This is a genomic window from Vagococcus salmoninarum (assembly GCF_003987495.1).
GTDB lineage: Bacteria > Bacillota > Bacilli > Lactobacillales > Vagococcaceae > Vagococcus_D > Vagococcus_D salmoninarum.
The window spans coordinates 37,571-50,187 of the sequence record NZ_NGJU01000013.1 but is presented as its reverse complement, the minus strand read 5'-3'; the positions used below and the strand labels follow the sequence as shown (position 1 = coordinate 50,187).

Genomic DNA, 12,617 nt, shown 5'->3' with positions numbered 1-12,617 from the left:
AAACTATTTGTAATAAAAAGAAAGGTGGTAATGAAATGAAAGACCACGTCTTAGCTGATTTTGAAAAATATCAGCACTCGATTAAACAAATTTACTTTCAACGCTTGCAAAAACAGTTAATAATTGTGAGTAGTGGCTTAGTTGCTAGTTTTTTATTAGTTTTGTTAACTACTGGCGGACTGAAAGTGCTTGGTTTTGCTTTACTGGTGGCAAGTCTTAGTGGCCTAGTCTTTACTTTACTGAACTATCAAAAAATCACGAGTGAAATTGCCGAGAGTCAAGCATACTGGCTAAGTCAAATTGAGGAGCAAGATTTTGAGAGCCCAGATGGGATTTTGTATGAAGATGAAGATAATTATTACTTGAGCCAAGATCAAAAAGAGACTATGAGCAAAAAAGGCTCACGGACAATGCCTTCGATGATGAGAGGATTATCATTGATTGCTGGTTCAAACCAAAAGTTATGGTCAATGGAGCAACAAGTTTATGTGGTTTACTGTGACACTGTCAACATTCGTCCCGTTGATTTAGGAAAAGCTAATAGCAAAGTTCTCCAAACGATGAAGTGGCAAAAAGTTAAAAATAAGGTCATCCGCCCCTTAATTAGTTTAGCTATCGCTGCCTTAGTCATCTGGTATTTACTTAGTTGGTTTTAATCAAAAAAGACACTGCAACTTAGCAGTGTCTTTTTTGATAGGACATTTATGAATTATTTTAAGAGAGTTTGAATAAAAATAGGTAAAGCGTTGTAAGAGTCAACGATCCAGTCTGGTTGAATGTCTGACTGAGGTGTGGGGTGACCTTGGTGATTAAACCACAAACTCTGCCAATGGGCGGTTTTAGCACCAATCACATCATTAGGGAAGCTATCGCCTACGTAAAGTAAGGCTTCACTCGCTAAGCCTAGGGCGTCAGCGGCGATGTTGAAAATCTGACTGCCAGGTTTCTCCGTACCAACTTGACCGGAGACAATTAAGTGTTCTGGTTTAAACCAACGTCTTAGCTGGAGCTGCTCAATCTTTTGTGCTTGATGGCTATCAGGACCATTAGTAATTAGAGCCAGAGGAATCTTTTCCTCAGTTAAATGAGTTAATAACTCAATGATTTCTGGTTCTAGTTGAATCTGGCTTTGGGCGATTAAATAATTTTCTTGAAAATCATCAGCTTCTGCTGTTGTTAATTTAAGGTCTGCTAACTCAACTAAAGTTTCCTTGATGCGGTATTGGCGCATAAATTCTAAGGTCCATTCGCCACTCGTTTGTTTCGTAAAGACAGCATCGCTATGTCTACGGAAAGTATGAAAAGCCTCAGAGATGTCAAGCTTCGCACTAGTAGCAGGAAAGGATTTACGAAAGGCTGTTTCAAAAGGTTGAATTTGCCGGTAAAGTGTATCATCTAAATCAAACACAATGCCTTGAATCATATTATCACTCCATTCGTTATTGAATGTTTATTGTAACATAAGTAAGAATGAGGTAAGAGAAGATTAGAATTAGGTAAGAATGTTCGTAAAAGACACCTAAAATAGATAGAATGTCTTATAGTTGTAACTATTGTTAAAAAATAACACTAGTATAAGGAGAGGTTATTGTATGAAAAGATTAGGTTATGGTTTATTAGTAAGCTTGGTATTAGGGAATTGTTTATTGAAACCTGCAATGGTCAGTGAGGCAGCTATTTCAACACAAATTATTGAAGAACGTTTAGCAGTGAGAAATGCGGTTATTCAAAAGAAACTAGAAATCATTGGCATAAAAGCTGGGGAAAAAGTGAAAGCCCAAGTAGCCGAAAAAATTAAAGTCAAAGAAACGGCAATTGCTAAAAAGAAAGCGGAAGTTCAAGCTAAAAAAGTAGCAGCTGAGAAAATCGCAGCTGAAAAAGCAGCTGCGGAACAAGTAGCTGCTAATAATCAATACGAGCAAAATAATGAAAATAGTAGTAATCAAGTGGCTGAAAACCAAGGCAATCAAACTGAAGCACCAGTTACTAATCAAGACAATTCCCAAGTAGACGTGACTTCTGGGGCAAGTCAATCTGGCCGAGAAATAGGCGAACGAAATCGCCAATATGGGGAACAATTGTCAGACCCAAATTTAAGTCAATCAGAGCGCCAAGATATTATTACTGAAAAGAAAAATTATAACCGGAGTCGTCGTTAAAAGACTATGACCTAGGAGAGGGACAGAACTAAATGAAAAAAAGTTATTTAGCCGTAGGGGCAATGATTGTGACACTATTTCTAAGTGGTTGTCAAAAACCAGCAGAAGCTAGAAAGTCAGGTGAACTTTTAATTTCCCACTTAATTTATAATCAAGAATCAAAAGAATTTGACGACGTCTTTGAGTTATCTGACTTAGCAGAAAAGCCAGAAAAAAATGATCTTGTTAGTTTGTTAACAGCAGATGCTAAGTTAACTGAAAAACAGATTGACGAAGTCGAAAAGATTTCAGCTGTTTCGCAAAAAAACTTAGTCGATAAAACTGATTATACGCTAGAAGTTGTGAAGGAAGAAAAGGGTAAAGCAGACTTAGAGTATACAATTAAAGGTCTAGCAGAAGTATCAGATAAGGGGATTGAAAAAGCCTTAGACAAAGAATTCGAAGAAGCCACTAAAAAACTAACGGCAGAAACTACGGATGCTGAGGTTCAGGAATTAGTGACTCATCTAACTTTAACGGCTTTGTTACGTGCCACTGAGGCGCAAACACAAGTCACAAAAGAAAAAAAAGTCAAACTAACTTTCCTGGTTGATCCCACTAATAAAAAGAAATGGTTGATTCAAAATCAAGATAAAGTGATTTCAGAGTTAATCGAGGCCTTTGGGTACTAGGGAAGCAAGCTAAAAAAAGTGCAATTAAAAGGAAGTCTGGATGAAAATCCAGGCTTTTTTTAATCAGTATTTCTTTACAAAGGGGAGGGAATTTGCTTAAATGAATAAGTTGGGAGGAATGAAAAATATGTTAAAACGCTTCTTTAGTTATTATAAACCTTATAAAAGGTTATTTATTTTAGATTTTGGTTGTGCGATTATTGCTGCTCTTTTAGAATTAGCTTTTCCTTTAGTCGTCAATCAAGTCATCGATAAAATCATGCCACAAAAAAATTGGGGCTTAATTATTACGGCTTGTTTAGCCTTGTTGTTCTTTTACATCATTAATACAGCCTTACAATATATAGTCGTGACCTTTGGCCATAAATTAGGGGTGAATATTGAGACTGATATGCGCCGTGACTTATATGCCCATTTGCAACAGCAACCCTTTGAGTACTACGACAATAAAAAGACTGGTAAATTGATGAGTCGCTTAACAACGGACTTATTTGAAATTTCAGAAGTGGCTCACCATGGCCCAGAAGACATCTTTATTACTATTATGACTTTAGTTGGGGCTTTCATGATTATGATGAACACTCACATCAACTTAGCTATTGCTACCTCGATTATGTTGCCTTTCATTACGATTGCTTTAGTCTTTTTTAATAAAAAGATGACGAAAGTTAATACGGAAATTTACGACAACTTAGGCGAGTTCAATGCGGGTATTGAAGCCTCAGTCAGTGGGATTCGGGTTGTTCAAGCCTTTGCTAACGAGTCTTACGAACGGGGGAAATTTGAAAAATTAAATCAAAATTATCGCCAATCAAAAATTAAATTTTATCAAGTCATGGGTTTAAGTTCAGCTTATAACTATTTACTGATTCGTTTAATTAGTTTGTTTGCTTTAATTTTTGGTGCCTACTACACGATTCGTGGAGAAATCACCTACGGTCAATTTGTAGGATTCATTTTATTATCAAATGTCTTTGTGCGACCGATCGAAAAAGTTAACAATATGATTGAAAGCTACCCTAAAGGGATTGCTGGTTTTAAACGGTTTATTGAAGAAATCGATAAAAAACCTAGTATCGTTGATCAAGAAGGAGCGATTGCAGTTCAAGATTTAGTTGGTGATATTCGCTATGAGGATGTTTCTTTTGCTTATGAAGATGGAACAAATGTCTTATCAAATATCTCTTTAGCGATTAAACCAGGTGAAACGGTGGCTTTTGTTGGCCCAAGTGGGGCAGGTAAAACAACCTTATGTAATTTATTGCCTCGCTTTTATGAAGTATCAGCAGGCGGGGTGACTATCGACGGCCGAGACATTCGTCAAATGACCTTAAGTTCTTTAAGAAGTCAGATTGGCATCGTTCAGCAAGATGTCTTCTTGTTTCCAGGGACGTTGCGGGAAAACGTGGCTTACGGCAAACTTGAAGCAACGGAAGCAGAAATAATGGCAGCGGTCAAATTATCACATTTAGAAAAAGTGATTGATAACTTACCAGCTGGTTTAGATACGATTGTTGGTGAACGTGGCGTTAAATTATCTGGCGGGCAAAAACAGCGGGTGGCAATCGCCCGGATGTTCTTAAAAAATCCACCGATCTTAATTTTAGATGAAGCCACTTCAGCTTTAGACACGGAAACAGAACAAGTCATTCAAGAGTCTTTGTTCTCTTTATCTGAAGGACGAACAACGTTAATTATTGCTCACCGATTAGCGACGATTAAACATGCCACACGGATTGTCGTTGTCAATGAAGAAGGGATTATTGAAGAAGGAACACATGATAGCTTAATGGCTTTAGGGGCGGTCTACAAAGGACTTTATGACGCTCAATTTAGAGATTAAAAGTAATTTTATGAGGGATAATCACAATTAGACTCGTTCTAATTAGTGGTTATCCTTCTTTTGTTAGGTTAAAAAAGGTGAACCCTTTTAATAATTAGGTTTTAAAAGACTTGTGAATAGACAAGTCTAGGATAATAATAAGGAAATTTTTCACTTATTGTGTTAAAATGAAGAATGAGATTTTACGGGAAAAATGTCAAATGAAGGGGACTTATGTATGAAGAAGGCATATCGAGTTGCCGTAGTAGGAGCAACAGGTGCAGTAGGCACTAAAATATTAGAAATGTTAGCAACCTCAACTTTACCAATTAGTGACGTTGTTTTATTAGCCTCAAGCCGTTCAGCCGGTAAAAAATTAACTTTTAAAGACAGTCAAATCACGATTCAAGAGCTAGTTCCAGAGGCTTTTGAGGGGATTGACTTAGCTTTATTTAGTGCAGGCGGTAGTATTTCAGAAACATTTGCACCAGAAGCTGTGAAGCGTGGGGCAGTTGTGATTGATAATACGAGTGCCTTTAGAATGGATCCACAGATACCTTTAGTTGTACCAGAAGTTAATCCACAAGCGTTAGCCCAACATCAAGGCATTATTGCTAATCCGAATTGTTCAACGATTCAAATGATGGTAGCCTTAGAACCAATTCGTCAACAAGTTGGTTTAGAACGATTAATCGTCTCGACTTACCAAGCCGTTAGCGGAGCCGGAAATTCAGCGATTGTTGAACTGGAAGATCAATTAACAGCCATGTTAGCAGGCAAACCTGCCAGTGAACTTCAGGCCGATATTTTACCATGTAGTAGCGATCAGAAGCACTTTCCTTTAGGATTCAATGCGTTACCGCAAATTGATGTCTTTGGGGATAAAGGGTATACTTTAGAAGAGTGGAAAATGGTTAATGAATCTAAAAAAATAATGGCTGATGAGCAGTTGAAAATTTCAGTGACTTGTGTTCGAGTCCCCGTTTTATCAGGACATTCAGAATCAATTTATTTAGAAGTATCTGAGGAAACGTCAGTTAAGGAGTTGCAAGCTATTTTACAAGCAGCCCCAGGGGTGATTCTTCAAGATAATCCGAGTCAGCAACTATACCCCCAAGCCTTGACGAGTATTGGCGAAAAAGCGACATTTGTCGGTCGGATTCGTCAAGATTTAGATGTCTCAAAAGGCTTTCATATGTGGGTCGTTGCCGACAACTTACTAAAAGGTGCCGCCTGGAACACTGTTCAGATTGCAGAAGCCTTACATGAATTGGACTTAGTTCGCGTGCCTTAATAATTGAATAAGATAGGAGAACTTTCATTGAATTTAACGAATGCAAGTATTTTAACAGCGATGGTGACACCCTTTAACGAAGTAGGTGAGCTTGACTATCAACAACTGCCTATTTTAATTGAGTATTTATTAAGTCATCACACTGAGGGCCTAGTCGTGGCCGGTACAACTGGTGAATCACCAACTTTAACGGAAACAGAGATGTTAGCTTTATTTAAAGAAACGGTAAAAATTGTCAATGGAAGAGTACCAATTATTTGCGGTGTTGGTAGTAATAGTACTCAACAAACAATTGATTTTATAAAAAAAGTAGCAGAAATAAAAGGAGTATCAGCGGGGTTAGTGGTAGTACCGTACTATAACCGCCCAAATCAAGCAGGACTATATCAACATTTTAAAGCTGTGTCAGAAGCTAGTGAGTTACCAATTATTTTATACAATGTCCCTGCACGGACTGGTGTAAATATGGATGTAGCAACAACTCTTCGGTTAGCCCAGCTGCCAAATGTGATTGGCACTAAAGATTGTAGTGGCATTGAAGCTATTGCGCATTTGAAAGCACAAGGACCTAAAGATTTCCTGATTTATACAGGAGAAGATACGTTAGGCTTTGCTGCTAAGACAGTTGGAGCACAAGGGGTAATTTCCGTCGCCAGTCATTTATTAGGTGATGAAATGTATCGCTTGTACCAATTAGTCGAAGCAGGTCAACTGCCAGAAGCTGGCCACTTATATCGCCAACTTCTTCCAAAGATGGAAGCTGTCTTTTCTGTGCCTTCACCGGCGCCAGTGAAAGCTGTCTTAAACCACCGAGGAATCTTAGTTGGAGATGTGCGTCTTCCTCTTGTCGCTTGTACTTCCGTCGAACAAGAAAATATATTAATGATACTAGAACAGTAATCATTGGGAAGAACTTAAGAGGTGAAGAATTTGAGTAACATCAAAATTGTCCCACTAGGTGGCGTACGTGAAAACGGAAAAAACATGTACATCATAGAAGTGGAAGAAGAAATATTTATATTTGACTGTGGGTTAAAATACCCAGAGAACGATCAATTAGGAATTGATATTGTCATTCCAGATTTTTCTTATTTAGTAGAAAACAAAGATAAAATTGCCGGGGTCTTTCTGACTCATGGGCATGCCGATGCTATCGGAGCCTTACCTTATTTATTAGAACAAATCAACGTTCCAGTCTTTGGAACAGAATTAACGGTGGAGTTAGCTAAATTAAATGTTAGCAATTACCAAGGCTCGAAAAACTTTGCTGATTTCCATATTATTAATGAATTTACGGAAATTGATTTTGAATTTGGGACAGTTAGTTTCTTTAGAACGACTCACACGATTCCAGATTCAGTGGGAATCTCTGTTAAAACTAAAGAAGGCAGCATTGTTTACACTGGTGATTTTAAATTTGACCAAAGTGCGATTCCAATGTACCAAACTGATTTTGCCCGTTTAGCAGAAATCGGTAAAGAAGGGGTTTTAGCCTTACTTAGCGATTCTTCTAATGCTGAAAATCCCCTACCAGTTGCTTCTGAACGTGAAATTGGTGAAGAAGTTTTCGATACGTTACGTTATTGGGATGGCCGGATTATTGTTGCCAGCGTTGCTAGTAACATTCAACGGATTCAACAAGTTCTAGATGCCGCTCATCGTTCATTACGAAAAGTCATCTTAACTGGTGAAGACTTAGAAAAAATCATTCGCACAGCGATTAAATTAGAAAAATTAAAATTACCTAGTGAAGAGTTAATCATTGAAGAAAAAGACATGAAAGACTACCAACCGGAAGAGTTATTAATTTTAGAAACTGGTCGGATGGGTGAACCAATTAAAGCTCTCCAACGGATGGCTGGTGACCCAACTCGTCCGATTACGATTGGTGAAGGTGATCTAGTTTACATTACAACGACTCCGTCGATTGCCATGGAAACCACTGTTGCAAAAACGGAAGATATGATTTACCGAGCTGGTGGTACAGTTAAGTCAATTTCAGACAACTTCCGCGTGTCTGGTCATGCTAATCCAAATGACTTGAAACTAATGTTGAACTTAATGAAACCTAAATACTTTATTCCGATTCAAGGGGAATATCGCAGTTTAGCGGCTCATGCCGATCTAGCTAATGAATTAGGGATCGATTACAAAAATATTTACATTACCGGTCGCGGGGATATGTTAGAATATGCTGAAAATCGGATGCATATGGCTGGCACAACGGATGCCGATAATGTGATGATTGATGGTAAAGGCGTTGGCGATATTGGTAATATCGTCTTACGAGATCGTCGGATTTTATCTGAAGATGGTGTCTTTATCGCTGTTACAACGATCAATCGCAAACAACAAAAGATTGTTTCCCGACCACAAATTACCTCACGAGGCTTTGTCTATGTGAAGGAAAGTGGAGACTTAATGAAAGAAAGTGCCACTATTGTTGAAGAAATCATTGAAGAGAACTTAAAGAAAAATGATTTTGAGTGGGGCAAACTAAAACAAGATATCCGTGAACAACTAAGCCGTTACTTGTTTGAACAAACAAAACGCCGTCCGGTTATTTTGCCAGTCATTATGGAAACGAGTCAACGTAAACACAAATCATAGATTAAGCTTTGAGGCTCGGGACGACTGTCCCAGCCTCTGTTTTTTCGAGTATCTGTCAAAGGGGAAGTTGTATGGAAAAGAAAAGTAGTGCAAGTGAGTTACATCCTAACTATCAATACCGGTGGATTATTTTAATTGCCATTGGTTTGTTCACCTTCATGTCGACTTTAGACGGAAGTATCGTCAATGTGGCGTTACCGACAATCTCTGAAGATATCGGCGTTAAGATGAATCAGGCTGAATGGGTTGTCTCGATTTATTTAATGACAGTCTGTGCCTGTTTATTGTTATTCGGTAAAATCGGCGATAGCAAAGGCAAAGTCTTCATCTTTAAATGGGGAACGGTGGTTTTTGTCATTGGTTCGTTATTATGTGGTATTCCTGGTTCGCTACCATTGCTACTATTTGCGAGAATCGTGCAAGCCATCGGTGCTAGTATGACTATGGCTACAGGAACAGGTATTATTACCGAAGTTTTTCCAATTCATGAACGAGGGAAAGCCTTAGGGTTAATGGGATCCTTTGTCTCATTAGGTTCGATTACTGGACCTGGAGTTGGGGGCTTAATTTTACATAACTTCCACTGGTCTTATATTTTTTGGATAAATGTTCCAATTGGGCTAATTACGATCTTAGTTGGTCAAAAATATTTACCTCAAGATTCGTTGAAGTCTGCTAAGAAAATTGATCTCTTAGGCTTTGCAACCTTTGCTATGTTTATTTTAGGCTTTTTCGGAGCAGTTTTTATTGGCCAAGAAATTGGCTTTAAGCATGTGATTGTCTTTGGCTTATTTATTATCTCAATGATTAGTGCCGTGATTTTTTACCGAACAGAGCGTAAAGTTGCTAATCCTTTAGTTGATTTTAGTATCTTTAAAAATAAAATGTTTACGTTGAGCTTATTAACAGCCTCGATGATTTTTGTCAGCAACTTTTTTGCTAATGTGATTTTACCTTTTTACTTACAAAACTTACGAGGCTTCACTCCTAGTAAAGCTGGCATGATTATGATGGTCTTTCCATTAATTATGGTCATCGGTGCGCCTTTAAGTGGGATTTTATCTGACAAGTTTGGGCCACTAAAACTTTGTTTGTTAGGCTTAGGCGTCTTAACACTGTCACAACTTTGTTACATGTTAGTTGGCGAAGCAACGCCGTTAGGTTGGTTTGTGATTATTCCCGCTCTAATGGGTCTGGGAAATGCGTTGTTCCAAGCGCCGAATAATGCGATTGTAATGAGTAGTGTTGGACCGGCGGATTTAGGGATTGCTGGTAGTTTGAATTCACTGGCACGAAATTTCGGCATGGTTGTGGGGATCTCGTTATCAACAACTGTCCTTTATGGGGGCATGTCGCAAAAAATGGGGGAACGGGTAACGACGTATATTGACAACCGACCTGATGTTTTTATTTATGGAATGAAAATAACTTATTTTGTTTCATTCATTATTTGTCTCCTCGCTTTTGTGATGATGGTTGTCCGTTACAGAAAAAACAAACCTGTTTCAAAAATCATTGAAACAAACTAAAATTAAAAAACTTAGAGCTGAGAAAAGACCGTTCTCAGCTCTTTTTTTACTGTATTAGTATAATTGAAAAAACTGTTATACTTTTTTACGCTTACTCTTTGTCATTTTGCTTAATACCGTATATAATAGAGTTAATAATAAAAGATATTAGTATGAAAGCGATAGAGGGGAGCAGTCCGTATGGCAACAAAACATGATCAAATTTTAGATTATATTGAAACATTACCAGTTGGCGAACGAATCTCCGTTCGAAGTATTGCCAAAACCTTAAGCGTTAGTGAAGGAACAGCTTATCGGGCGATTAAAGAAGCTGAAAATACCGGTCTAGTTTCAACGATTCAGCGAGTTGGAACGATTCGTATTGAACGAAAAATGAAAGGTCATTTTGAAAAATTGACTTTTGGTGAAGTGATAAAAATTATTGAAGGTGATATCTTAGGTGGTGATTTAGGCTTAGATAAACCCTTATCGAAGTTTGTGATTGGTGCCATGACTGAAAAGGCCATGGATCGCTATATTACAGCAGGCTCATTGATGATTGTTGGTAACCGTGAAGAAGTTCAAACCTTGGCTTTAGAAAAAGGCGCCGCAGTTTTAATTACTGGTGGCTTTGAGACAACTCAAGAAATAGTTGACTTAGCCAACCAAGTCGAAATGCCAATCTTACGAACTAGTTATGATACTTTTACAGTAGCCACAATGATTAACCGGGCCATGAGTGATCAATTAATTAAAAAAGACATTATGCTCGTAGGTGATATTTTTACTGACTTAGAAAAAACTAACTATTTATACACAACCGATACGGTTGCAGATTATCGGGCCTTGTCAGATTTAACGAATCATACCCGTTTTCCAGTTGTTAATAAAAGTCAGCGAGTCTTAGGGATTATTACTGCCAAAGATATCATTGGCAAGCAAGACTCACAGCTCTTAGATAAAGTCATGACGAAAGACCCGAATAACGTTAAAAAGCATATGAGCGTGGCTAGTGTCGGTCATTTAATGATTTGGGATGGCTTAGAAATGATGCCAGTAGTTGAAGACGATCTATCACTGATTGGGATTATTTCTCGCCAAGATGTCATGAAAGCTATGCAGTTAGCCCAAAGACAACCTCAGGTGGCGAATACGATTTCTGATCAAATCTCAGGCGATATTACTGAAAGCGAGTCAAGTAACAAACATGATGGCTTGCATTTTAATTTTACCGTTTCCCCGCAAATGGTTAGTACTGTCGGGACCATTTCCTTTGGTGTTTTAAGTGAAATTATTAGTAATGTGGCCCAACGGACAATGTATGCTCATCAACGTCGGAATGTTGTCATCGAACAAATTAATTTACATTATTTCCGCTTAATTCAAATTGAAAGTGAATTGGATATTCGACCAAGAGTTCTTGAAATTGGTCGCCGATCAGCTAAATTAGATATTGAAGTGTATTTAGAAAATGCGATTGTGGCAAAAGCAATTGTGATTTGCCAGTTAATGGAAAAGACATAGAAAAGAGGACACTAAGAGTGACTATTCAAGCAGAAATATTAGCAGAAATCAAAAAATATCAACGGATCATCGTTCATCGTCATCAACGACCTGATCCAGATGCTTTAGGCTCCCAAGGTGGTTTAGTTGAGATTATTAAAACAACTTTTCCCGCAAAAGAAGTCTATAAAGCCGGGGGAACTGTAGATGACTTAGGCTTTTTAACAGAAATGGATCAAGTAACTGACGAAATGTACAAAGGCGCTTTAGTGATTGTTACGGATACTGCTAATGCCCCAAGAATTAGTGATGAACGTTATAATCAAGGAGATAAACTAATCAAAATTGATCATCATCCTGACGATGAACCTTATGGCGATTTGTCATGGGTCAATACGAATGCTAGTAGTTGTAGTGAGATGATTTTTGATTTCTACGACATGTTTAATACAGAGCTAAGCTTGTCAGAAGAAGGGGCCCGCTTACTTTACGGCGGGATTATTGGCGATACTGGTCGCTTTTTATACCCAGCAACGACAGCTCATACGTTAGCAGTTGCCTCAAAACTAGTGACTTTTGGCTTTGATGCCCCGTTATTAAATCGGCAAATCAATGAAACGACAGTTAATGTGGCGAAACTGTCCGGTTATGTTTTACAAAACATGGAAATCACAGCCAATGGGGCAGGACGAGTGATTTTACCTAATAGTATTTTAGAGAAATACCATGTCACAGATGCTGAAACAGCTGCTTTGATTCCTTTACCAGGGCAAGTTGACAGTGTGATTGCTTGGGGGATCTTCGTTGAACAACCAGAGGGCTATTACCGTGTTCGTCTCCGTTCAAAAGGCCCAGCCATTAATGGGATTGCCAAAGAACATCACGGCGGTGGTCACCCACTAGCTAGTGGGGCGAATGCTAAAGATTTAGCCGAAGTCGCTGTTATCTTTGATAAAATCCAAAAATTAGTTGAATAGTAATTACTTTAGAAACTAAGAATGACCTTACCGTCTTCTTAGTTTTTTTGATATGACAATTTTGTTAGGTCGC

General features: G+C 38.2%; 11 protein-coding genes. 10 read left to right on the top strand and 1 reads right to left on the bottom strand.

Annotated features, from left to right (window positions below; all coding sequences use genetic code 11):
* Positions 1-35 precede the first annotated feature (35 nt).
* Positions 36-656 carry a hypothetical protein gene (locus CBF35_RS09300; RefSeq protein ID WP_126780411.1) on the top strand — a complete coding sequence of 207 codons (621 nt, stop codon included), beginning with the start codon at positions 36-38 and terminating at the stop codon, positions 654-656.
* A 53-nt stretch (positions 657-709) separates the two neighbouring features.
* Here the strand turns inward: CBF35_RS09300 and CBF35_RS09295 are convergent, their stop codons facing one another.
* A complete protein-coding gene (locus CBF35_RS09295) occupies positions 710-1,423 on the bottom strand; it encodes an HAD family hydrolase (protein WP_126780409.1) in 714 nt (237 codons plus the stop codon).
* Positions 1,424-1,592: 169 nt separating this feature from the next.
* On the opposite strand from CBF35_RS09295, the gene CBF35_RS09290 reads away from it, so the two are divergent.
* The 9 genes from CBF35_RS09290 to CBF35_RS09250 all read left to right on the top strand — a co-directional run bounded on the left by CBF35_RS09290 (position 1,593) and on the right by CBF35_RS09250 (position 12,544).
* Positions 1,593-2,159: a hypothetical protein gene (locus CBF35_RS09290; protein WP_126780407.1), complete on the top strand. Its 567-nt coding sequence runs from the start codon at positions 1,593-1,595 to the stop codon at positions 2,157-2,159.
* Positions 2,160-2,191: 32 nt separating this feature from the next.
* Positions 2,192-2,830, top strand: coding sequence for a hypothetical protein (locus CBF35_RS09285; protein WP_126780405.1), 639 nt, complete (start codon positions 2,192-2,194; stop codon positions 2,828-2,830).
* 127 nt (positions 2,831-2,957) lie between these two features.
* Positions 2,958-4,673 (top strand): ABC transporter ATP-binding protein, encoded by a 1,716-nt coding sequence (locus CBF35_RS09280; protein WP_126780505.1) that lies wholly within the window; start codon positions 2,958-2,960, stop codon positions 4,671-4,673.
* Between the two features lie 217 nt (positions 4,674-4,890).
* On the top strand, positions 4,891-5,946 hold the full coding sequence (locus CBF35_RS09275) for an aspartate-semialdehyde dehydrogenase (RefSeq protein ID WP_126780403.1): 1,056 nt from the start codon (positions 4,891-4,893) through the stop codon (positions 5,944-5,946).
* Positions 5,947-5,973: 27 nt separating this feature from the next.
* The gene (gene dapA / locus CBF35_RS09270; protein WP_126780400.1) at positions 5,974-6,846 is read left to right on the top strand and encodes a 4-hydroxy-tetrahydrodipicolinate synthase; all 873 of its coding nucleotides are present in this window, start codon (positions 5,974-5,976) and stop codon (positions 6,844-6,846) included.
* A 30-nt stretch (positions 6,847-6,876) separates the two neighbouring features.
* A complete protein-coding gene (locus tag CBF35_RS09265; protein ID WP_126780398.1) occupies positions 6,877-8,556 on the top strand; it encodes a ribonuclease J in 1,680 nt (559 codons plus the stop codon).
* 71 nt (positions 8,557-8,627) lie between these two features.
* A complete protein-coding gene (locus tag CBF35_RS09260; RefSeq protein WP_126780396.1) occupies positions 8,628-10,085 on the top strand; it encodes an MFS transporter in 1,458 nt (485 codons plus the stop codon).
* A gap of 180 nt (positions 10,086-10,265) precedes the next feature.
* The gene (locus tag CBF35_RS09255) at positions 10,266-11,588 is read left to right on the top strand and encodes a DRTGG domain-containing protein (protein WP_126780394.1); all 1,323 of its coding nucleotides are present in this window, start codon (positions 10,266-10,268) and stop codon (positions 11,586-11,588) included.
* Between the two features lie 17 nt (positions 11,589-11,605).
* Entirely contained in the window at positions 11,606-12,544 is a 939-nt protein-coding gene (locus tag CBF35_RS09250; protein ID WP_126780392.1) for a DHH family phosphoesterase, read from the top strand.
* Positions 12,545-12,617 lie beyond the last annotated feature (73 nt).

Excerpts from the sequence above, each read along its gene's own strand:
- CBF35_RS09300 (WP_126780411.1), top strand. The coding sequence starts at position 36 with ATGAAAGACCACGTCTTAGCTGATTTTGAAAAATATCAGCACTCGATT.
- CBF35_RS09295 (WP_126780409.1), bottom strand. The coding sequence starts at position 1,423 with ATGATTCAAGGCATTGTGTTTGATTTAGATGATACACTTTACCGGCAA.
- CBF35_RS09290 (WP_126780407.1), top strand. The coding sequence starts at position 1,593 with ATGAAAAGATTAGGTTATGGTTTATTAGTAAGCTTGGTATTAGGGAAT.
- CBF35_RS09285 (WP_126780405.1), top strand. The coding sequence starts at position 2,192 with ATGAAAAAAAGTTATTTAGCCGTAGGGGCAATGATTGTGACACTATTT.
- CBF35_RS09280 (WP_126780505.1), top strand. The coding sequence starts at position 2,958 with ATGTTAAAACGCTTCTTTAGTTATTATAAACCTTATAAAAGGTTATTT.
- CBF35_RS09275 (WP_126780403.1), top strand. The coding sequence starts at position 4,891 with ATGAAGAAGGCATATCGAGTTGCCGTAGTAGGAGCAACAGGTGCAGTA.
- CBF35_RS09260 (WP_126780396.1), top strand. The coding sequence starts at position 8,628 with ATGGAAAAGAAAAGTAGTGCAAGTGAGTTACATCCTAACTATCAATAC.
- CBF35_RS09255 (WP_126780394.1), top strand. The coding sequence starts at position 10,266 with ATGGCAACAAAACATGATCAAATTTTAGATTATATTGAAACATTACCA.